Source organism: Rhodococcus opacus, assembly GCF_012396235.1.
GTDB classification, from domain to species: Bacteria; Actinomycetota; Actinomycetes; order Mycobacteriales; family Mycobacteriaceae; genus Rhodococcus_F; species Rhodococcus_F opacus.
Window position 1 is genome coordinate 84,205 of the sequence record NZ_JAAXPA010000033.1, and the last position, 21,548, is coordinate 105,752.

Genomic DNA, 21,548 nt, shown 5'->3' on the forward strand with positions numbered 1-21,548 from the left:
GCCGTCACCTGCGCGCGCCGCAGGTGGCGGTCAGATAGTTCGTCAGGATTCGCCGGTTCTCCTCGGACACCGGGATGCGCGAGTATTCCGGTTCCGAGGAGCCGACGGCGATCCACAGCGGAAAGACGAAGGGCTTCTTCGCTTCCGCGAGGGCATGGGGATCGCAGCGCGCCGCGTCGATCGTGATGTCGACGCTCAGCCGGTCCTCGTCCGCCCGCATGGTGGCGGGCAGCGCGCCGTGCAGCGCATACAGGACGCTGCCGCCGATCTCGTCCACCCGGACGTCGCCCGATGCGGTTCCCCGGCTCACGACGAGCTGGGCGGGGAGGGGCGCGGTCGGCTCGGGCGGAGCCGCCGCCGGGATCAGTGTCACCGGCACGGCCCGCGCCAGATCCTGTGCGGCGCAGTCGTCGTCGTGAATACGGGAGAGGACGTCGTACGGGGCGGCGAGCGGCACCCGCACGGGCGAGCCGTCCCGATCGGCGACACCGATCAGGGCGTACGCCGGCTCCGGGGACGTGTCGCAGCGAACCGGGCCGTACTCGGTCTCGACATCGATCCGGTTGCCGGGGCCGAGTTCGACCTCGCGCCGCGTCGCGGGCGCCGCCTCGAAGCCGGGACTGTCCAACGCCACGGATGTCACGGCGACGGGCGCATCGCCGGTGTTCGCGATCCGCACGTGAATCCGCCCACCCGCCGCGTCGTCCTCCCGGCTGCGATAGGCCTCAGCGGACAGCGGGATCGCGTCGTCCTCGGCCGGGTTCCCGACCGCGCAGCCCGACAGGCCGCCGCAGGCGGTGGCCGCGACGCAGGCGAGTGCGACGAAGACTCGGGAGGACGTCAGAATCGGCCGCCCCCACTGATCCGGCCGGAGCTGCTCGGCCCGCCGAAGGACCGCGGGCCGCTGCTGCGGCCGCCGCCGGAGCCCCGGCTTCCCCAATTACCGCCGCCGCTGAATCCGCCGCGCAGGATGCTGTCGATCAGGATGCCGCCGAGGATCGCTCCGGTGGCATTCCCGCCACCGCTTCCGGGTCCGGGGCGCTGGCGGGACTCCCAGCGGCTCACGTCGTTCTGCGCCAGGCGCAGTGCGTCGGCCGCCAGGCCGGCCGCGGCCTGGGCGTGCTGAAGCGCGCGGGAGGCGTCGGTGGCGCGGAGTTGTTGCGCGCCCGCCAGGTGCCGCTGCGCCTCGGTGAGGCGGGTCCGGGCGTCCGCTCCCACCGCGCCGCGTCGGGTGCCGATGAAGTCCGACGCCGCCGTGACCTGCGACTGCGCGGCCACGATGTCCTGCTCGAGACGCTGCTGCGCACGTTCGGCCTGCTGCCGGGATTCCTGCGCCTCGGCGAGGACGGCGTCGAGTTCCGCGTCTGCCGTGACGATCTGGGTGAAGCTGCCGAGCGGGTCGGTGTCCGCGGCGGTGCGGGCCGCCGCCAGTGCTGCCTCGGCCGCGGCGCGGACCGAGGCGAGCCGGTCCCCACCCTGCTCGGTGAACTGGGCCGCGGCCGCGATCCCGGCCTCCACGTCGGCGATCGCGGCCGGCAGCGTGGCGATGGCGTGCCGGATGTTCTCCGCGGCGTGGTCGACGGCGTCGAGTAGCGTCCGGGCCTGTTCGAGGGCGCCCTCGGCTCCGCGGATCGCCGACACCGCCGGTCCCTGCTTCCCGGGCGGCAGGGCGATCGCGTCCCGGCCGTCGGCCACGGCCCGTTCCGCGAACGCGAGCCGCTCCTCCGCCATCGTCACGTTGTGGGCGACGGAAGCGAGTGCAGCGGCCGGGAATTCGGTCTGCAGGGTGGCGAGAGTCTGCGTGGAGTCGGGGATCCGCACGGTCAGCGCGACCATGTCGCGGGTGAGCGCGTCGAGCCGGTCGGGGGCATTGATCAGCAGGTCCCGGAGTCCGTCGAACTCCTGGACCCGCTCGTTGAGTTCGCGGTCGGCGCGCCCGCACGAGGTGATGATGTCGATGAGCATTTCCCGCTGCTGCTGCGGGGTCTCGGGGATCGCGTCGTCGAGTCGCTGACGGACGGTGAACGCGGCCGCGAGTGTCGCCTTCGCCGTATCGAACGCCGCCGTGAACGACGCCGTGGCCTGCTCGCCGAATTCGCCGCGGGCCAGTTCGAGTTCCTCCTGGCTCGTGCGCAGCGCGTCGTCGGTCTCGACGAGCACCTCCTTGGCGCGCTCGTCCAGGGTCGGCAGCGGGAGCGCCGTCAACGCGGCGGTGTCCTCGGGGCTGATGCTGCGCGCCGCCTCGACACCGGCCCGGGTGCGGTCGTGCTTCTTCTTCCGCGAATACAGCACGACACCCCCCGCACCCACGACGACGACACCGCCGCCGATCAGCAGTGTGCGCACCGACATTCCTTCGCCCGGAGTCATCGCGTCGCCCAGGCCGCCCGCCGCTGCGATGGCGCCTCCGGCCCAATCCTCCTCGCGCAGAGCGGGTTCCACCGCATCCACCCGGATCGACTCGGCCTCGTCACTGGTGATCTCCGACAGTCCGTCCGGCGCGATGAGGGCGTACTCGCGGTCGACCGTCGCGACCGCGAGCAGGGCGTCGCGGTCGCCGAGCGAGGAGGCCTGCGCAGTCTGATCCGCCCACGGACCGGCGCCGAGACCATTGAAGTCGGGCACGTACACCACCCACAACCGCACCTTGTGCTCGTCGTACAGCTGGTCGATCGCGGCCTGGACGTCGCTCTGCTGGTCGGCGTCGAGCACTCCGACGGTGTCCGTGATCTGACCGGGAAGACGGAACGGTGCGTCCGCCGCGGCGATCGCGGGAGAGAACAGGATCGCCACGAGAGTCAGGAGCGCGGAGACGGCGCCGAGGGCGGCGAACCGCCGAGCACGGGGCTGTCGGGGGCGGGACGACGGCGTCTGCTCGAGGCGCGGTGCGAGTGGCATGGCAGCAAATCTATCGGGTGTGGCGAGTCGTCATCGGGACAGTTCGGCGACAGCTGGCAGAATCAGGGAGTGAATTCTGCACCGAGCCGCGAACGCCACGACCTCCCGCGCCGTCCTGCGCGCCTGGGGTTCGCCGGCACGCTGGCCCGGTGGACCCGCCGCATCATCGCCGGCGTGGTCCTCCTCGCCGCCGCGCTGGTGCTGGGCACCGCGGTCCGGGTGTGGCAGGTCGCGCGGATCGACGACACGTCGGCCGCCGACGCGATCGTCGTGCTCGGCGCCGCCCAGTACTCGGGAACCCCGTCGTCAGTGTTCGAGGCCCGGCTCGAGCAGGCGTACAAGCTGTACGAGCGAGGGGTGGCCCCCGAGGTCATCACGGTCGGCGGCAAGCAGGAGGGCGACGAGTACACCGAGGCGGCGTCCGGCAAGAACTATCTGATCTCGCGCGGCGTCCCCGCCGACAGCATCACCGCGGTCGAGGAGGGGTCCGACACCCTGCTCAGCATCGAGGCGGTGAGTGAGGCGATGGGGGAGCAGGGCATCGACTCGGCGGTCCTGGTCAGCGACCCCTGGCATTCGCTGCGGACGCGGACGATGGCACGCGACGCCGGACTCGACGCCTGGACGGCGCCCACCCGGCAGGGGCCCGCCGTGTTCACCCGCGAATCTCAGTTGCACGGAATCGCCCGGGAGACAGGGGCGTTGATCTGGTACCAGCTCACCCACTTCTCGGCCGACTTCCCCTACACGGCGGGACAGTAGACATTCGATGACAGCACACACGACACCCCTCGGCGACGTGTACTCCGCGCACGACGTCGCCCGCCGGGTCCGCGAGGCACCGAAACGGGCGGGAATCCCGGGCAGCCAGATCGCGGCCGCGCAACACCGATCCGTCTTCTCCCGGGACCGCGCCCGCGTCCAGCACTCCGCTGCGCTCCGCCGACTCGCGGACAAGACCCAGGTGGTGGGCCCCCGGGACGGTGACACTCCGCGGACGCGGTTGACGCACTCGATCGAGGTGGCGCAGATCGGCCGCGGAATCGCCGACGGTCTCGGCTGCGATCCCGATCTGGTGGACCTCGCGGGCCTCGCGCACGACATCGGTCACCCACCGTACGGTCACAACGGGGAGAAGGCCCTCGACGAGGTTGCGGAAAGCTGCGGCGGGTTCGAGGGCAACGCCCAGAATCTGCGCATCCTCACGAGCCTCGAACCGAAGGTGCTGTACCCCGACGGGAGCAGTGCCGGGCTCAACCTGACCCGCGCGTCGCTGGACGCGGCGATCAAGTATCCGTGGACCCGGCCGCGCCCCGGCGCGAAGTTCGGGGCCTACGACGACGACGCCGACGTGCTCGCGTGGATCCGCGAGGGCGCCCCCGACGGCCACCAGTGCCTCGAGGCTCAGGTCATGGATTGGGCCGACGACGTCGCCTACTCCGTGCACGACGTCGAGGACGGCGTGATCGACGGGCGCATCGATCTGCGTTCACTGGCCGATCCGGTGGACCAGCGGGCACTCGCCGAGTTCGGTGCGTCGGAGTTCCCGGGACTCGACGTCGAGGAACTGGTCGAGGCCGCGACGCGGTTGAGTCTTCTGCCCGTCGTCGTCGAGGTGGGCAGCTACGACGGCACGCTCACCAGTTCGGTTGCCCTGAAGAACCTCACCAGCGAACTGGTCGGCCGGTTCGCGACCGCCGCGATCATCGGGACCCGCGACGTCCACGGCGACAAGCCGGTCGCCCGGTACGACGCCGACCTGGTGGTCCCGCCGGTGGTCGCGGCGGAGGTGGCACTGCTCAAGACGTTCGCACTGAACTACGTGATGTCGGATGCCGGCCACCGGGCGCGGCAGGCACGCCAGCGTGACCGCGTGCACCGCGTCGCGGAATGGCTGCTCGCGACCGCACCCGCCGGTCTCGACCCCATCCTGGTTCCCGCCTGGAACGCGGCGGCCGACGATCCCGCACGGGTCCGGGTCGTCGTCGACCAGATCGCCTCCTACACCGAGAGCCGGCTCGAACGCGTCGACAAGTCCAGTCTCGGAGCCCAGGCGAGCTGGGGCTGACAAAGTCGGAAGTCGGACCCGTCCGGCCGCCGCGGTGCTACGAATAGGTCTACAGACAGCTTGCACCCAATGGTCAGGGAGCCCGGATGAAGTCTGCAGTGCGCAAGATCATCGGTTCGACGTCCGCAGCGCTGGCGGTGGCGGTCGGTGCCGCCCTGCTGGCCCCACCCGCGGCACAGGCCGCGCCCGTGTACCCGTTCGCGGACCCCGATCCGTTCTACGGTGCGCCCGCCGACGTCGGGACACGCGCCGACGGTGACGTGCTGGCGAGCCGACCGGTCGCGGCCACCGGTTTCCCCACCGCCGACGCCTGGCAGGTGAAGTACAAGTCGACCAACTCCGCGGGGGCGCCCATCGCCGCAGTCACCACGGTGCTGGTACCCCGCGGCACTCCCGCGAACCGGCCGCTCGTGTCCTATCAGCCGTTCGTCAACGCTCTCGGGCTCGAGTGCGCGCCGTCGCACCAGCTGTTCAACGGCGGAATCCAGGAGGGGCCCGCCCTCAACGCCCTGCTCGCGCGGGGCTGGGCCGTCGCCGTGCCCGATCACCTCGGACCGACCAGCGCGTACGGGGCCGCGAAACTCGGCGGCCGGCTCGTCCTCGACGGCGTCCGCGCCGCGCAGCGGCTCCCGGAGGCCGGACTCGGTGGCAGTCCGGTCGGGCTGGCCGGCTACTCGGGCGGCGCCATGGCGACCAACTGGGCCGCGGCGCTCGCACCCACCTACGCCCCGGAACTGAACATCGTGGGCGCCGCCCAGGGCGGCACACCGGTCAACATCGGTGAACTGGCCGACCGCCTGGGCACCACCCGCTCGCAGGCGTTCGGCCTGGGTTTCGCGGCCGCCATCGGGCTCGAGCGGGAATACCCGACGCGTTCACCGCTGGGGGACGGCCTCAACGGCGCCGGACTCGACCTGCGGACGCAGATGAGCAACATGTGCACCGATTCGATCCTCGGCGCCGGTGCGGGGAAGTCGCTGCCCGACCTCACCAATGGTCCCGGGATCCTCGCCGATCCGTCCGGCCGCTCGGTGATGGACGAGAACAGCGTCGAACTGTATCCGGGAGTCCCGAGGACGCCGATGTTCGTCTGGCACGGCAGCGCGGACCCCCTCGTCGCCATCGGGCCGGTGCAGAACACCGTCGCCCGGTACTGCTCACAGGGTGCGCGCGTGCAGTTCGACGTGATCCCGGGCGCCGACCACGGAACCGCCACCATGCTCGGTGCCGGTCCCGCATTCGGCTATCTCGGCGACCGATTCGCCGGGATTCCCGCCCCGTCGAACTGCTGACACCGAGGCGGAAGTTCGGGCCGCGGAAGAGCGCCTAGACTGTCCTCCGTGGCTGGCAGAATCCCTGATCGTGACGTTGCGGCCATTCGCGAGCGCACACGGATCGAGGACATCGTAGGGGAGTACGTCTCCCTCAAGCGCGCGGGCGGCGACTCCATGAAGGGGCTGTGCCCGTTCCATGACGAGAAGTCGCCGTCGTTCCACGTGCGGCCCAACCACGGGCACTACCACTGCTTCGGGTGCGGCGAGGGCGGCGACGTATACTCGTTCCTCCAGAAGATCGACCACATCAGTTTCGTCGAGGCCGTCGAGCAGCTCGCCGACCGGTTGAACTACACCATCTCGTACGAGGGCGGCGGCACCTCGGTGCAACGCGACCGCGGCACCCGCTCCCGGCTGGTCGCGGCCAACGCGGCCGCGCAGGAGTTCTACTCGGCGCGCCTGCAGGAACCCGACGCGCAGGCGGCCCGCGACTACCTGACGGAACGGAACTTCGACGCGCAGGCCGCGCAGCAGTTCGGGTGCGGGTATGCACCCGACGGCTGGGACATCCTCACGAAACACCTGCTGGGCAAGGGTTTCGACGTCAAGGAACTCGAGGCCGCGGGCCTGTCGAAAGCCGGGCGGCGTGGTCACATCGACCGCTTCCACCGGCGCCTGCTCTGGCCGATCCGGAACCTGTCCGGCGACGTCATCGGTTTCGGCGCCCGCAAGTTGTTCGACGACGACACCATGCCCGGCAAGTACGTCAACACGCCGGAAACCATGCTGTACAAGAAGTCTCAGGTGCTGTTCGGGCTCGACCTCGCCAAGCGCGACATCGCCAAGGGGCATCAGGCCGTGGTGGTCGAGGGATATACCGACGTCATGGCGATGCACCTGGCCGGGGTCAAGACCGCCGTCGCCGCCTGCGGCACCGCCTTCGGTGAGGACCACCTCGCGATGCTGCGGCGACTGCTGATGGACGACAGCTACTTTCGCGGCGAGATCATCTACACCTTCGACGGCGACGCCGCCGGCCAGGCCGCGGCGATGAAGGCGTTCGAGGGTGACCAGAAGATGGCCGGGCAGACCTTCGTCGCCGTGGCACCCGAGGGCATGGACCCGTGCGAGCTGAGGCAGAAGTCCGGTGACGCCGCGGTCCGCGACCTGGTGGCGCGTCGCACACCGATGTTCGAGTTCGTGGTCAAGTCGATCCTCACCGAGCACGACCTCGAGACCGCCGAGGGCCGGGTCGAGGCGCTGCGGCGCACCGTGCCGGTGGTCGCCCAGATCAAGGAAGCGACGCTGCGTGACAGCTACGCCGTCCAGCTGTCCGGCTGGGTGGGCTGGGACGACATCGCCGCCGTCCGGCAGCGGGTGCGGGACGAGGCGCGCAAGCGGGCGTCCACCCGCGGGTCGCTGCCTGCGCCGCTGAAGAAGAAGGCCTCCCGGGACGAGGACCAGGACGCCCCGCAGTTGCCGGTCGGCCTCTCCCGGCCGCGGCCGAACGATCCGACGCTGTGGGCGCAGCGCGAGGCGCTGAAAGGCGCGTTGCAGTACCCGGCGATCGCGGGCACCGTGTTCGACTCGCTGCCGGTGGAGACGTTCACCCATCCGACGTACGTCGTGATCCGTGAGTCGATGATCGCGTCCGGCGGTACCAGCGCAGGACTCGGTGGCGGCGAGTGGGTCGACGCGGTCAGCCGCGGTGTCGACGACGTCACCGCGGCGTCCCTCGTGTCGGAACTCGCCGTCGAGCCGTTGCCCGCCGAAGAGGACACCGTGCCGCGATACATCTCCGGCGTGATCGCACGCCTGCAGGAGGTGTGGGTGGGTGAGCAGGTGGCGGAACTGAAGTCCAAGCTGCAGCGCATCTCACCGGCGACGGCGTCGGACGAGTTCCATTCACTGCTCGGCGACCTCGTCGCCCTGGAGCAGTACCGCCGCAGCCTGCTCGATCAAGCGATCGGCGACACCAACCGGGACGGGATGGCCGGCTGAACCGGCCGCTGCCCGGCTACTTCTTCTTGAGCTGATCCTGGGGAACCAGGATGGTCGTTTCCTCGTCGAGCGGTTTCATGGGCTCGAGCTTCGGCTGAGTGTTCAGGGAGTCGGACAGCTTCTGACGCGACATCTGCAGCACCTTCTTCGTGGCCGGGCTGGTGGCCACGGCCTTGGTGGCCCGGCTGATCTGTTCGTAGCGCGCACGTCCTGCTCGCGTACCCAGCACGTACCCCGCAGCGATACCGATCAACAACCGCATCATTCCCGCTTCCTCCCGACGCACAACGACCTGCACCCATCCTGCCTGATGCGTCGACAGGCAGGCGATTTGGTACTGGGGTGGGGCTATGCGCTACAGTTTCTCTCGCATCGCCGGGAACGGCGAAGCACAGCAGAATAATCCCCTGTAGCTCAATTGGCAGAGCTTCCGACTGTTAATCGGACGGTTGCTGGTTCGAGTCCAGCCGGGGGAGCACCGAAACCCCGTCCGGTTGATCCGGGCGGGGTTTTCTGCTGCGCCCGGCCAATTCGAACAGGTGCACCGTCTGGGGCGAGTACATTCCCGCTGTATCGGCAGCAATCGATCGCGGGGTGTGCGATGAGCGAGGACGGCCGCGAAACCGGGCGGACAGGGTCGATCGGGCGCTTCGGCACGAACGACGCCCCCCGGTGGCTGCTGCCCTCGATCCTCTACGTCCTGCTGGCCGTCGCCGCCTACCAGTTGTCGGGTTGGCTGTTCGTCAACCTGCGGAGCTTTCTGGGTTTGCTGTTCCTCGCGTGGTTGTTCAGTATCACCATCGAACCGGTGGTCGACTGGCTCGAGCGCCGGGGGTTGCGGCGCGGCGCCGCCACCGGGCTCGTCCTGTTCGCGCTGTTCGTCTTCGCCATCGGCTTCCTGGCCCTGTTCGGGACCCTGCTCGCCCAGCAACTCGCCCAGCTCCTCAAGGCCCTGCCGGACGCGCTGTCCTCGGTGACCGACTGGTCCAATCGTGTGTTCGACACCGACTTCGCGACCGGTGAGGACCTCATCCGCCTCACGCCCGAAACCATCCGAGATCTCGCCGAGCGATTCACGCCGGGAGTTCTGGGCGTCTTGTCCTCGCTGCTCGGCGTCGTGTTCCAGATGCTGACGCTGCTGCTGTTCGTCTTCTACATGTCCGCGCAGGAGCCGGCGCTTCGCCGCACGATCTCGAGCTGGTTTCCGGCGCGGCAACAGCGAGTCATCTCGGTGGTCTGGGAGATCTCGGTCGAGAAGGCCGGCGGCTACGTGGTGTCGCGGCTGATCCTCGCTGCGGTGAGTTCGGTCGCCACGGGCGTCTTCCTCGTGGCGATCGGCGTGCCCTACTGGCTGCCGCTGGCGCTGTGGACCGGCATCGTCTCGCAGTTCGTCCCCACCCTGGGCACCTACCTCGCGATCGCGCTCCCCGCGATCATCGCGGCGGCATCCCAGCCGATGGACGGGGTGTGGGTGATCGTGTTCGGGACCGTCTACCAGCAGATCGAGAACTATGTGCTGCACCCGCGCATCACGTCCGCGACAGTCTCGATCCACCCCGCGGTCGCGTTCGGATCGGTGATCGTGGGCGCCTCACTGTTCGGCCCGGTCGGCGCCCTGGTGTCGGTGCCGGTGGTCGCCGCGATCGAGGCCCTCGTCGAAACGTACGGGCGACGGTACGAACTCGTCGCAGACGCACCGGCGCCGGTCACCTCAGTCGAACAACGCAAACACGCGGGCGACGAAGAAAGCCGCGACCGCGAGGACGAGTAGCCCGACCACGATGAACGCGAGGATCGGCACCGTCCGGCCCGGCATCGGCTGCGGATGCGACAACCCCGAGGTCTGGCCGGCATCCGGTGGCGTGTCACCCGGCTGAACGCTGCCGCCCTCGTCGAGCGCCGGTGCATCTTCCGGTTCCGGTCCTGGTCGTTCGACGCTCATACTCTGCTCCCATCTCGTGGTCCTCCGCAGTGCGGATCACACCCGCGTACCCCGGGAGACGCGTTCGCACACACGGTGACGAGGCAGCGTCCACGTCGGGGCGCCGATGTGGTCCGCCGACCACGAAAAGTCCTGTCACGGCGGGCTTCGTCCCGGCTACGCGCCCACGGCGGGCGCACGGTAACATCGGCACGCCGCGATCGCGAGAACTGCGGCGATGGGGCGGTAGCTCAGTCGGTTAGAGCCGTGGACTCATAATCCATTGGTCGCGGGTTCGAGCCCCGCCCGCCCCACCGTCTTCCGCGGATCCCCGATGGTCGAACGCCCGCTCCGTCGTTGTTCTCCGTGCCGGAGCGGGGCAGACTGAATGGCATCCGAGGAGGCCATCGTGGACCTGCAGATCGTGGCGATCGACAAGCCCGACGACATGAACGTGATCGTCGGACAGTCCCACTTCATCAAGACCGTCGAGGACGTGCACGAGGCGCTGGCGGGAGTGAGCCCCCACCTCCGGTTCGGTATCGCGTTCTGCGAAGCCTCGGGGCCTCGCCTCGTTCGCTGTTCCGGCAACGACGACCGTCTCGTCGAGTTGGCCACCCGCAACGCTGTTGCCGTCGGCGCGGGACACTCATTCTTCGTGTTCCTGGAGGACGGCTACCCGGTGAACGTCCTGAACACGCTGAAGCAGGTGCCGGAGGTGTGCGGCATCTTTTGCGCCACCGCCAACCCCGTCGAAATCATCGTGGCCGAGACGGAACTCGGCCGGGGCATCGCCGGCGTGATCGACGGGCGCTCACCCGCCGGTGTCGAGACCGACGCCGACGTCGCTGACCGCAAGGCGTTGCTCCGGACGATCGGTTACAAGCTCTGAGCGAGCGGAACTCGGACTACACCAGCGGATCGACGCGTTCCCAGGCAACGGGGAGTTGCACGTCGACACCCTCGGACCGGCCCTTCTCGGTGAGGAACCGCAGGGACCGCCGGAAGTTGTCGGCGAAGCGGGGGAGCGGCGTCAGCGGCCTGTCGAGTGGCTTCCAGAAGTTGTCCCAATGGATCGGGATCACGCGGCGTGCGCCGGTCCGGGTCACGAGTGCGTCCCAGTAGTCGCGGCGGAACTGGTCGGATTGCTTGCCGAGTGTGCCGATGCCGAGATAGACGGTGTCGGCGTCGTATCCGTCGAGCGCACCGGGCACGAAGTTCGCGCTGGCGTGGACGAGGACGCGGCCGTCGGGGTGCGCGAAGTGGAACGAGAAGCAGTCGCCCTGCGCGTATTCGCCGATCGATGCCGGCGGGTGCACCGCGTGTTCGATCGTGCCCGGGAACTTCGCCCGGGGGCTGTGCTCGGCGGGCAGCGCCGTCACCTCGTATGCGCCGTATCTCAGGGGAGTTCGCAGCTGGATCGTTCGGAACCGGTCCATCGCGAACCCATAACCTTCGGCGATGTGACGCGTCGACGGCGAACCGACGAGCTCCGCACCGGTGCGCTGCGCCACCGTCGGGGAGTCCATCGCGTGGTCGTAGTGCGAGTGCGCGACGAGGACGGCGGCGAGGCGGTCGGTTCGGGTTCGCGTGAGGGCGCGGTCGACGGCGGCACCGTCGGGGCGCAGCGGACGGAGTACCGATCGCAGGAGCGGCGGTCTGGAGAAGAACCCGTCGGTCATCAGCGATGTCTCGCCGTCGGACAACAGGATCGTGGAAACACCGAGGAAGGTGGCGTGCATGCTCGCGACCGTACCGGTGGGCGGCACTCGCACGTCGGGATCTGTGGTCGCTCTACGATGACGGCCATGGCGATCACTCCCGACACGAAGAACTGGACCTGGGTCCTCGACCGGGCGTGTCCCGACTGCGGGTTCGACTCGGCGGCAACCCGGTACGAGGACATTCCGGCGCTGGTCCGGGTGAACGTGGAGGCATGGTCGCCGGTCCTCACCCGCCCCGACGTGACAGTCCGGCCGGACGAGCAGACGTGGTCGGCGCTCGAGTACGCCGCACACGTTCGCGACGTGTTCCGGATCTTCGACGTCCGGCTCCGGCTCATGCTCGACGAGACGGATCCACTGTTCCCGAACTGGGATCAGGACGAGACCGCGGTCGCCGAGCGCTACAACGAGCAGGATCCGGCCGTCGTGGACGCCGAGCTGCGTGCGGCCGGTGCGGCGGCGGCGGACGACTTCGAAGCCGTCGCGCCGGAATTCCGGGTGCGGACCGGGCGGCGGAGTGACGGCGCGTCGTTCACGGTGGAGTCGCTGGCCAAGTATTTCGTCCACGATCCGATCCATCACCTCCACGACGTGTCGGGGTAACAGTTTCGGATTCCCGGACCCGATTCGGTAGAACGTGTTCCAATTCAGCCCGTTTGTGTCTATCGTCACATCAGCAGATGCGCAGACATGAATGAAGGGTTGGGAGTCACATGAAGACCAAGGGTGCGATCCTGTGGGGCCTGAACGAGCCGTGGTCGGTCGAGGAGATCGAGATCGGCGATCCGGTCGCGGGCGAGGTGCAGATTCGCATGGAAGCCGCCGGAATGTGCCACTCCGACCACCACATCGTCACCGGTTCGATGCCGATGGCCTCCTTCCCGGTGATGGGCGGGCACGAAGGGTCCGGCGTCATCACCAAGCTGGGGCCGGAGGTGAAGGACCTCGAAGTCGGCGACCACGTCGTGCTGTCGTTCGTGCCTGCCTGCGGGCGCTGTCCGGCGTGCTCGGCGGGACACCAGAATCTCTGTGACCTCGGGATGGGACTTCTGAGCGGGCTGGCGATCAGCGACGGCACCTTCCGCATCCACGCGCGCGGCGAAAACGTCATCCCCATGTGTCTCCTCGGGACGTTCTCGCCGTACATGGTCGTGCACGAGACGTCGGTCGTGAAGATCGACAAGGACATTCCGTTCGACGTCGCCGCCCTCGTCGGCTGCGGCGTTCCCACCGGGTGGGGTTCGGCCACGCGGATGGCAGAGGTGAAGCCCGGCGAATCCGTCGTCATCATGGGCGTCGGCGGCGTCGGCATGAGCGCACTGCAGGGCGCAGTCGCGTCCGGGGCGCGTCAGATCTTCGCCATCGACCCGGTGCCGTGGAAGCGGGAACAGGCGCTGAAGTTCGGGGCCACCCACGCGTTCGAGAGTGCCGCGGCCGCAATCGAGCCGATCATCGCGCTCACCAACGGGTTGATGGCACAGAAGACGATCATCACGGTCGGGGAGATGCACGGCGAATACGTCGAGGAAGCACTGTTGCTCACCAGCAAGTTCGGCACGTGCGTCGTCACGGCCATGGGCGCGATGACCGACATGGACGTCAAGCTGAACCTGTTCCTCTTCTCGATGCTGCAGAAGGACCTGAAGGGCACCATCTTCGGCGGCGGAAACGCCCGGGTCGAGATCCCCAACCTGCTGGCCATGTACAAGTCGGGGCAGCTGAACCTCGACGACATGATCACCCGCACCTACACCCTCGAAGGTGTCAACGACGGGTATCAGGACATGCTCGACGGCAAGAACATTCGCGGCGTCATCCGGTACACCGAAGCCGACTGGTGACGGCTCGCCGCAGCCGACCGCGGGCCGCTCTCGTAGGCTGACCGGGTGCAGAGTCTCGATCAGATTGCCCGATGGCCCGTGGACAACGCTGCGGCGGTGGTCCTGTCGCGCGACGAAGGGGTGCTCGGCGAGTACGGCGACCAGCAGCGCGTCTTCCCCCTGGCCTCGGTGACCAAACTGCTCTGCGCGTACGCAGTCCTGGTGGCCACCGAGGAGGGGGCCGTCGAACTCGACCAGCCCGCAGGTCCGGAGGGCTCGACCGTGCGTCACCTGCTGGCGCACGCGTCGGGTCTCGCGTTCGACGCGAATCGTGTGCAGACGGCACCGGAGCGTAAGCGGATCTACTCGAGCGCCGGCTACGAGGTGCTCGCCGACTTCCTCACCGCCGAGACGTCGATCGATTTCGCCGACTACGTCGCGGAATCCGTCTTCGCCCCGCTCTCGATGGGCGGGTCCGCTCTCGTCGGGCCCGCCGGCCACGGCGCGCAGGCGTCGGCGGGCGATCTCGGCCGGTTCGCTGCGGAACTGTTCCGCCCGGCCCTCATTTCGCCTCAGACGTTCACGGACGCCACATCCGTGCAGTTTCCCGGCCTGGACGGAATCCTGCCCGGATACGGCTCACAGCGGCCCAACGACTGGGGTCTGGGGTTCGAGATCCGTTCGGGCAAGAGCCCGCATTGGACGGGCACCGCGAACTCGCCGCAGACCTTCGGCCACTTCGGGCAGTCCGGCACCTTCCTGTGGGTCGATCCCGCCGCCGGACTGGCGTGCGTCGCGTTGACGGACCGGGATTTCGGCGACTGGGCCAAGCCCCTGTGGACCGAGCTGAGCGACGGTATCCTCGCGGAACGCAGAGGACGATGACACACCGATTGCTCGAATCACTGGCGCAACACAGGCATCACAAGGCACACTGGTCAACCGAGCGTGCTGCACACACCGACTGAGGCCGTTGGGGAAGACGTCCCTCGTCGAAGCAGGAGGCTCGAGTGCGCGCATTGAATCAGTTCGCGGACGCGACGGCTGGTGTTGTCTACATCCACTCGTCGCCCGCCGCGTTGTGCCCCCATATCGAATGGGCGTTGACCGCGACCCTCGACTGCCGAGCCAACCTGAAATGGACCTCGCAGCCGGCCTCCAACGGCGTTCTGCGCGCGACCACCAGCTGGGTAGGGCCTGTGGGCACCGCCTCGCGCCTGGTCAACGCACTCCGCGCCTGGCCGATGCTGCGGTTCGAGGTCACCGAGGACGCCAGTGAGGGCGTGGACGGTGAACGGTACAGTCACGTGCCCGGCATGGGTCTGTGGCACGGGTCCACCAGCGCGAACGGCGATGTCGTCGTGGGGGAGATGCGCCTGCGGGCACTGATGCAAGCGGGGGGCGACATCGCCGCCGAACTGGAGTACGCACTCGGAACCGCCTGGGACGAGGCTCTCGAGCCGTTCCGCAGCGGCGGAGAAGGCGCCGAGGTCACCTGGCTGCGCCGGGACGTCGGCTGACACCCCGCTCACGAACGCGAAAAGGCCCCCGCCACAACACCGGCGGGGGCCTTCTCTCGACCAGAGCTCAGATCACAGCGGGATGTTCTTGTGGTCGCCGCGGCAGGCGGGAGCGGCGGCGAGGGCGGCGGTGATGACACTGCGCGTCTTGGCGGGATCGATCTCCTCGTCCACCACCCCGATCGCGACGGCACGGTCGACGCCCCCGGCGATGCTCTCGTGTTCGACGGCCAGACGCTCGTGCAGGGCCTCACGCTCTTCTTCCGGCGCTGCGGCCAGGGCGCGCTTGTGCAGGATGCCGACGGCGGCCTTGGCGCCCATGACAGCGACCTCGGCATCGGGCCATGCGTAGACGGCGGTGGCGCCGAGCGCGCGGGAGTTCATGGCGATGTAGGCGCCGCCGTAGATCTTGCGGGTCACGACGGTCACGCGGGGGACGGTGGCTTCGGCGAACGCGTGGAGGAGCTTGGCCCCGCGGCGTACGACGCCTTCCCATTCCATGCTCACACCGGGGAGGTATCCGGGAACGTCCACGATCACCACGAGCGGGATGCCGAATGCGTTGCACAGCCGGACGAAACGAGCCGACTTCTCGGCACTCTCCGAGTTCAGGCAGCCACCCAGGCGGAGCGGGTTGTTGGCGATGACTCCGACGGTGCGGCCACCGAGGCGGCCGAGACCGGTGACGATGCTGCGGGCGTAATTGCCCTGCAGTTCCTCGAAACTCGACTCGCCCTCGACGTTGTCGAGAAGTTCGTGAACGATCGGACGGACGTCGTAGGCGCGCTTCGCCGACTCGGGCATGAGCGCGCGGAGATCGGTGTCGCCGTGCGCGGCCGCGGCCTGATCGAACTCGCCCTGTTCGCAGAACATCGACACCAGGCGGCGTGCCCGGTGCAGGGCGTCGCCCTCGTCGTGGGCGGCGATGTGCGCTACACCCGACTTCTTCGTGTGCGTGTCGGGACCGCCGAGGGACACCATGTCGACCTGCTCACCGGTGACACTGCGGACCACGTCCGGTCCGGTGACGAAGACGCGGGCCTCCGGCGCCATGATCACGATGTCGGTCAGCGCGGGACCGTACGCCGCACCGCCGGCTGCGAAGCCGAGGACGACGGAAATCTGTGGGACGCGGCCGGACGCGCGGACCATGGCCTCGAAGACCAGTCCGACCGCGTGCAGGGCCTCGACGCCCTCGGCGAGACGCGCGCCACCCGAGTGCCAGAGACCCACGATCGGGGCGTCTTCCTCGAGGGCGGTATCGATCGCCGTCACGATGTGCTTGCAGCCTTCGACGCCCATGGCGCCGCCCATGACGGTGGCATCGGAGCAGTAGGCGATGGTGCGGACACCGTCGATGTTGCCGGACGCGGCCAGAACACCGGACTTGTCCCGCGGATGGAGTGGGACGACTGTCCCGGCGTCGAACAGCTTCTCCAGGCGCGCAAGGGGATCGCGCGGATCGATCGACGCATCGGACTTAGTCGCGGGTGCCAAGATTGTCATCGCGTCCTCCTTGTGGCGGGCCCGGGTGGGCTGTCGATGGGTGGAGACCCCTTCAGAGAAGGGGTCTCCACCCGCGATCTAGCAGGACCGGCTGTCAGGCCCGGCCGAAGGCGAGCGCGACATTGTGCCCACCGAAACCAAACGAGTTGTTGATCGCGAAATCGATCTCGCCGTAACGGGCTTCGCCCTTGACGACATCCAGGTCGATCTCTGGATCCTGATTCTCGAGATTCAGCGTGGGCGGAATGACTCCGTCACGCAGACTCAGGACCGTGAGCACCGCCTCGAGCGCACCGACGGCGCCGATCGAGTGCCCCAACGCGGACTTCGGTGCGTACACCGCAGCATGGTTGCCGACGGCAGCCTTGATGGCGTTCGCCTCTGCCGTGTCACCGATCGGCGTGGCCGTGGCGTGCGCGTTGATGTGCTGGATGTCCGACTTCGTCAATCCAGCAGTCTCGATCGCCCTCGTCATGGCCCGCGCAGCGCCCGAACCCGAGGGGTCGGGCGCGACGATGTGGAACCCGTCGGAGGTGATTCCCGCGCCCAGCAGACGGGCGTGGATGGTGGCACCGCGAGCCTTGGCGTGCTCCTCGGTTTCAAGGACCATCATCGCTCCGGCCTCACCGAACACGAAGCCGTCACGATCCTTGTCGAACGGCCGCGAAGCCGCCTTCGGATCGTCGTTGCGGGTGCTCAGCGCGCGCATCATCGCGAAACTCGCGATCGGCACGGCGTCGAGGTATCCCTCCACACCACCGGCGACGATGATGTCCGCGTCGCCCATCACCAGCATGCGGTACGCATGGGCGATGGCCTCGGAACCCGAGGAACAGGCCGACACGGGAGTGATCACTCCGGCGCGGGCCCCGAGCTCGAGTCCGACGGTGGCCGACGGACCGTTGGGCATCACCATCTGGACGGCGAACGGCGACACCTTGCGGTAGCCACCGGCCTTCATCTTCTCGACGGCGTCGATCAGAGCTTCGCCGCCGCCCAGTCCGGTGCCGATGACGACGCCGAGGCGATCCTTGTCGACCTCCGGGCTGCCGGCGTTCTCCCAGACCTGACGGCCCAGGACGAGCGCCAGCCGCTCGACGAAGCTCATCCGGCGGATCTCGACCCGGGACAGCGACTCGTCGGGCGACACCTTGAGCTTGCCGCCGATCGTCACCGGAAGGTCGTTCTCCGTGACGAAGGCTTCCCGGATGGTGTCGATGCCGCTCTCGCCGGCCAACAGGCCCTTCCACGTGGCATCCACGTCACCAGCGATCGACGTCGTGGCCGCGAGGCTGGTGACGACGATGTTGGGGAACTGCTTCCCGTTGGTCGAGGCGGAAGTCACGGCTGAGCTCACTCCTCGTCGTTCTTGGCAGCTTCGAGCTTCGCCTTCACGGCCTCCGCGTCGGCGCCACCTTCTGCTTCGAGCTTCTGGATGTAGGACACGGCGTCACCGACGGTGCGCAGTCCGGCGAGATCCTCGTCGGGGATCTTCACGCCGTACTTGTCCTCGGTCTGGACGGCGATCTCAACCATGGAGAGGGAGTCGATGTCGAGGTCGTCGACGAAAGACTTTTCGATGGTCACCTCGGACGGCTCAATACCGGTGACCTCCTCGATGATCTCCGCGAGTCCGGCGATGATGTCTTCCTGGGTGGCGGCCACTGAGTGGCTCCCTTCTGATTCGGTGTAGATGTATCTGGAGTTGTGCAGGCACGTCCCCATCGGCCGCGCCTGCGGGCCCTGCACGCACCGAGGTGCGCGCAGCAAACTAGCCGAGTTCTGTCAGTTCGGCTAGCGCGGAGATATCCCCCGGGGTCTTGAGTGCCAGAGTCGGCGTACCGCGCATTTCACGCTTGGCGATACCGACGAGGGTTCCGGCTGGTGGAAGTTCCGCAATCGCGGAGACCTGAGCGGTCCGCAGGCTTGCGGTGCACAGGTCCCAACGCACAGGTCGGGTTACCTGCGCGGCCAGTTTAGTCAGTGCGTCGGCTCCGGATGCGACCGGTGCGCCGTCGGCGTTGGAGAGCAGAGTGCGGGTAGGTTCACCCGGTGTGATCTTGGACGCAGCCTCGGTGACGGCCTCCTGCGCGGGAGCCATGAACCGGGTGTGGAACGCGCCTGCGACGGGAAGTGCGCGCACCCGCGCCTTCTCCGGCGGGTTGGCCGCGAGTTCCTCGAGCGCCGACAGCAGACCTGCCGCGACGATCTGGCCCGCCGCATTGCGGTTGGCCGGCTCGAGGCCCAGTTCGTCGAGGCGGGCGAGCACCTCGGCCTCGTCGCCCCCGAGGACCGCGGACATGCCGGTCGGTTCGAGTGCGCAGGCCTTGGCCATCTCTGCGCCGCGGACGGCGGCGAGGGCGACGGCATCGTCGGCGGAGAGGACTCCGGCGACGGCGGCTGCGGCGAGTTCACCGACCGAGTGCCCGGCCGCGATGGTGTCTGCGGGAACCAGGCCACGCGCGTCGAGTTCCTCGAAGGCGAGGAGTGCGGCGGCCACGACGAGAGGCTGAGTCACCGACGTGTCGGTGATCTCCTCCGCTGTCGCGGTGGTACCGAGGCGGACGAGGTCGAGGCCGGCAGCCTTCGACCACAGTGCGACACGGTCATGAGAACCCGGCAGCTCCAACCAAGGGATGAGCATGCCGGGAGTCTGAGAGCCCTGACCCGGGGCGAGCAACGAAATCACTCTTCAAGAGAACACCGTCAACGGCGTGCTGCGAGATGTCGTTGCGGATGAACCTTTGTCGGCGGATTTGTTGGGTTCCCACAAAATTGCACGTGGGGTCCTCGCATCGAATCTGGACAGACGTTCGTTACAGCCCTGCTTCTCCGAATGGGAAGGGTGTGACTGGTGTTAAACGTGATATGGGTTCGTTATGGGAATGTGTCAATCGACCCACTGTGGCAGCCACTCTGAGTACATACGCATCCCGTGGATTCGTCGGATCGCGACCGGTGACTTCGGCGATTCTCTTGAGTCGATACCGCACAGTATTTGGATGAACAAACAGCTGCCGGGCACAAGTCTCAACCGCACCTCCACAGTCGAGATATGCGTCCAAAGTGTCGGTGAGAACACCTCCGGCGGCCGCCAGTGGCGCGACCAGATGGTCGTTCAGAGCGGTGACCGCGGCGTTGTCCCCGAGCAGTGCGCGCTCGGGTAGCAACTCGGCGGCGTGGACGGGCCGAGGGGCTCCCCGCCAGCCGGCGACCGCCTGCATCGCGGCGAGCGCCTCGACGGCACTGAAGTGCGCCGCGCCCAGCGTCGGCGTGGTCGGCCCGATGATCACCGGCTCGTCCGAGAACTTGCCGAGCAGGTCGGTCATGAAGCTCGAGTGCCCCGACCCCTCCTGGAGTTCGCCGCTGACGACCATCACGAGCCGCGAACCCTGCACCACGGCGAGGGCGGCGCGGCCGTGTTTCTGCGCGATGGTGTGGACCGTGCCGACCACGGAGACCCGTTCGTCCTCGGGGGGAGTGCCCACGATGACGGTGGCGGGGGCGGTGGCGTCCCAGTTGAGGGTCGCCGCCCGCGACAACATGTCCGAGCCCGTGTCACCACGGACCACAGCGTCGACCACCAGTGCCTCGAGCCGGGTGTCCCAGGCGCCGCGGGACTCCGCGGCACTCGCGTACACCGAGGCGGCCGCGAAACCCAATTCGCGACCGTAACGGAGGACGGCCTCGGTGAGGGCGATCAGTTGCTGGTCGTTGCGGGCGAGCGCCGGGAGCCACTGCTCGAAGAACTCCATCGCCACGCGGACCATGTCCACCGTCTGGCTGAGGGTGAGCCTGCGCGCGAGATCCTGCGGAATCACCTGGAACGCGTCCAGGCTGAACCGGATGTCACTGTCCGGATTCTTGAGCCACTCGAGGAAGTTGACGACCGCCGTCTGAACCAGCAACTGCACGTTGGAGCGTTGAGCGGCGTCGAGGTCGTCGAAGAACGGCAGTTGATCCTGCATCGTCGTGACGGCCTCGGTCGAGAGGCGACCGGAGAACTGTTTGACGCGACGCAACAGTGCGTCGGGCAACGGATCCCGGGTTTGTCGTCTGCGGGAGACCAACGGACTCTGCTCGACCATAGTCAAGAACCTACGCCCACCGCCGCCCGTGTTGTCCGACGGACACACGGGCGGCGGTGGGTGAGGATCTCGGCGTTACGCGCTACCGGTATCCGTGTAGGAGACGGCCGCGGCGCGGACGTCGTCGATGCGGTACCGGTTGGCGGCCTCGACGGCCTTGGAGCGGTCGAGGGTGCCTTCGCCGGCGAGGGCGGACAGCACGGCGACGACGATGGATTCGGCGTCGACGTTGAAGTACCGGCGGGCGGCGGGGCGGGTGTCGGAGAAGCCGAACCCGTCGGTGCCGAGGGTGGTGTACGAGCCGGGGACCCACTGGCGGATCTGGTCGGCGACCGCGCGCATCCAGTCCGAGGCCGCCACGAACGGGCCGGCGGCGTCGGACAGGGCCTGCGTGACGTACGGCAGCGGGGCGTCGGTGCCGGGGTCGCGCAGGGCCTGCTTCTCCCGTTCGATGCCGTCGCGGCGCAGTTCACCCCAGGAGGTGACCGACCACACGTCGGCGGCCACACCCCACTCGTCGGCGAGCAGCTGCTGGGCCCGCAGCCCCTCGGGCATGGTGACACCGGAGACCAGGATCTGCGCCTTCGGGCCCGATGCCTGCGACTTTTTGAACAGGTACATGCCCTTGAGCAGGCCCTCGACGTTGAGGTCGGCGGGTTCGGCGGGCTGGGAGTAGGGCTCGTTGTAGAGGGTGATGTAGTAGAAGATGTCCTCCCCACCGAACCCAG

Annotated in this window: 21 protein-coding genes and 2 tRNA genes; 12 read left to right on the forward strand and 11 right to left on the reverse strand. The window is 68.4% G+C overall.

The features are described 5' to 3' along the window. Positions 1-4: 4 nt before the first annotated feature. Together HGB39_RS32010 and HGB39_RS32015 are read right to left on the reverse strand one after the other, a co-directional pair. Positions 5-940, reverse strand: a complete 936-nt coding sequence (locus HGB39_RS32010; protein ID WP_240960714.1) for a hypothetical protein — start codon at positions 938-940, stop codon at positions 5-7. Next, entirely contained in the window at positions 841-2,898 is a 2,058-nt protein-coding gene (locus HGB39_RS32015) for a TPM domain-containing protein (protein ID WP_064080896.1), read from the reverse strand. Before HGB39_RS32015 ends, HGB39_RS32010 begins: the two co-directional genes overlap by 100 nt. A 69-nt stretch (positions 2,899-2,967) precedes the next feature. On the opposite strand from HGB39_RS32015, the gene HGB39_RS32020 reads away from it, so the two are divergent. The 4 genes from HGB39_RS32020 to dnaG all read left to right on the forward strand — a co-directional run bounded on the left by HGB39_RS32020 (position 2,968) and on the right by dnaG (position 8,241). Continuing rightward, a complete protein-coding gene (locus HGB39_RS32020) occupies positions 2,968-3,660 on the forward strand; it encodes a YdcF family protein (protein ID WP_005247872.1) in 693 nt (230 codons plus the stop codon). A 7-nt stretch (positions 3,661-3,667) separates the two neighbouring features. Continuing rightward, a complete protein-coding gene (locus HGB39_RS32025) occupies positions 3,668-4,966 on the forward strand; it encodes a deoxyguanosinetriphosphate triphosphohydrolase (RefSeq protein WP_005261214.1) in 1,299 nt (432 codons plus the stop codon). 86 nt (positions 4,967-5,052) lie between these two features. Continuing rightward, a complete protein-coding gene (locus tag HGB39_RS32030; protein WP_064080895.1) occupies positions 5,053-6,258 on the forward strand; it encodes a lipase family protein in 1,206 nt (401 codons plus the stop codon). Positions 6,259-6,306: 48 nt separating this feature from the next. Beyond that, on the forward strand, positions 6,307-8,241 hold the full coding sequence (gene dnaG / locus HGB39_RS32035) for a DNA primase (RefSeq protein WP_005570859.1): 1,935 nt from the start codon (positions 6,307-6,309) through the stop codon (positions 8,239-8,241). A gap of 16 nt (positions 8,242-8,257) precedes the next feature. Here the strand turns inward: dnaG and HGB39_RS32040 are convergent, their stop codons facing one another. Next, positions 8,258-8,506: a hypothetical protein gene (locus tag HGB39_RS32040; RefSeq protein ID WP_005570860.1), complete on the reverse strand. Its 249-nt coding sequence runs from the start codon at positions 8,504-8,506 to the stop codon at positions 8,258-8,260. 138 nt (positions 8,507-8,644) lie between these two features. On the opposite strand from HGB39_RS32040, the gene HGB39_RS32045 reads away from it, so the two are divergent. Further along, positions 8,645-8,717: transfer RNA gene (locus tag HGB39_RS32045), tRNA-Asn, on the forward strand. Positions 8,718-8,842: 125 nt separating this feature from the next. Next, entirely contained in the window at positions 8,843-10,012 is a 1,170-nt protein-coding gene (locus HGB39_RS32050; protein ID WP_064080894.1) for an AI-2E family transporter, read from the forward strand. On the opposite strand, the gene HGB39_RS32055 is transcribed toward HGB39_RS32050, so the two are convergent. Next, positions 9,953-10,183, reverse strand: a complete 231-nt coding sequence (locus tag HGB39_RS32055) for a DUF6480 family protein (RefSeq protein WP_064080893.1) — start codon at positions 10,181-10,183, stop codon at positions 9,953-9,955. The genes HGB39_RS32050 and HGB39_RS32055 overlap by 60 nt on opposite strands. Positions 10,184-10,402: 219 nt before the next feature. On the opposite strand from HGB39_RS32055, the gene HGB39_RS32060 reads away from it, so the two are divergent. After that, positions 10,403-10,476: transfer RNA gene (locus HGB39_RS32060), tRNA-Ile, on the forward strand. A gap of 74 nt (positions 10,477-10,550) precedes the next feature. Further along, positions 10,551-11,054, forward strand: coding sequence for an adenosine-specific kinase (locus tag HGB39_RS32065; RefSeq protein ID WP_206032578.1), 504 nt, complete (start codon positions 10,551-10,553; stop codon positions 11,052-11,054). A gap of 16 nt (positions 11,055-11,070) precedes the next feature. On the opposite strand, the gene HGB39_RS32070 is transcribed toward HGB39_RS32065, so the two are convergent. Then, positions 11,071-11,904: an MBL fold metallo-hydrolase gene (locus HGB39_RS32070; RefSeq protein ID WP_210753108.1), complete on the reverse strand. Its 834-nt coding sequence runs from the start codon at positions 11,902-11,904 to the stop codon at positions 11,071-11,073. Between the two features lie 66 nt (positions 11,905-11,970). On the opposite strand from HGB39_RS32070, the gene HGB39_RS32075 reads away from it, so the two are divergent. From HGB39_RS32075 to HGB39_RS32090, 4 genes are all read left to right on the forward strand, one after another. Continuing rightward, positions 11,971-12,489, forward strand: a complete 519-nt coding sequence (locus HGB39_RS32075; protein WP_005570866.1) for a DinB family protein — start codon at positions 11,971-11,973, stop codon at positions 12,487-12,489. 110 nt (positions 12,490-12,599) lie between these two features. After that, the gene (locus HGB39_RS32080) at positions 12,600-13,727 is read left to right on the forward strand and encodes an NDMA-dependent alcohol dehydrogenase (RefSeq protein ID WP_005247847.1); all 1,128 of its coding nucleotides are present in this window, start codon (positions 12,600-12,602) and stop codon (positions 13,725-13,727) included. Between the two features lie 45 nt (positions 13,728-13,772). Further along, positions 13,773-14,591, forward strand: a complete 819-nt coding sequence (locus HGB39_RS32085; protein ID WP_005572425.1) for a serine hydrolase domain-containing protein — start codon at positions 13,773-13,775, stop codon at positions 14,589-14,591. A gap of 125 nt (positions 14,592-14,716) precedes the next feature. Further along, on the forward strand, positions 14,717-15,226 hold the full coding sequence (locus HGB39_RS32090; protein WP_005261205.1) for a DUF3145 domain-containing protein: 510 nt from the start codon (positions 14,717-14,719) through the stop codon (positions 15,224-15,226). Between the two features lie 72 nt (positions 15,227-15,298). On the opposite strand, the gene HGB39_RS32095 is transcribed toward HGB39_RS32090, so the two are convergent. From HGB39_RS32095 to HGB39_RS32120, 6 genes are all read right to left on the reverse strand, one after another. Then, on the reverse strand, positions 15,299-16,732 hold the full coding sequence (locus HGB39_RS32095) for an acyl-CoA carboxylase subunit beta (protein ID WP_005261204.1): 1,434 nt from the start codon (positions 16,730-16,732) through the stop codon (positions 15,299-15,301). A 94-nt stretch (positions 16,733-16,826) separates the two neighbouring features. Continuing rightward, positions 16,827-18,077 (reverse strand): KasA/KasB family beta-ketoacyl-ACP synthase, encoded by a 1,251-nt coding sequence (locus tag HGB39_RS32100; RefSeq protein WP_005571522.1) that lies wholly within the window; start codon positions 18,075-18,077, stop codon positions 16,827-16,829. Positions 18,078-18,085: 8 nt separating this feature from the next. Further along, on the reverse strand, positions 18,086-18,397 hold the full coding sequence (gene acpM / locus HGB39_RS32105; protein ID WP_005247839.1) for a meromycolate extension acyl carrier protein AcpM: 312 nt from the start codon (positions 18,395-18,397) through the stop codon (positions 18,086-18,088). Positions 18,398-18,503: 106 nt separating this feature from the next. Continuing rightward, entirely contained in the window at positions 18,504-19,421 is a 918-nt protein-coding gene (locus HGB39_RS32110) for an ACP S-malonyltransferase (protein WP_005247836.1), read from the reverse strand. Positions 19,422-19,548: 127 nt separating this feature from the next. After that, a complete protein-coding gene (locus tag HGB39_RS32115; RefSeq protein ID WP_005261202.1) occupies positions 19,549-20,820 on the reverse strand; it encodes a PucR family transcriptional regulator in 1,272 nt (423 codons plus the stop codon). A gap of 75 nt (positions 20,821-20,895) precedes the next feature. Then, positions 20,896-21,548, reverse strand: a 653-nt coding sequence (locus tag HGB39_RS32120; RefSeq protein ID WP_446676964.1) for a transketolase-like TK C-terminal-containing protein, incomplete at its 5' end; no start/stop codon positions are given.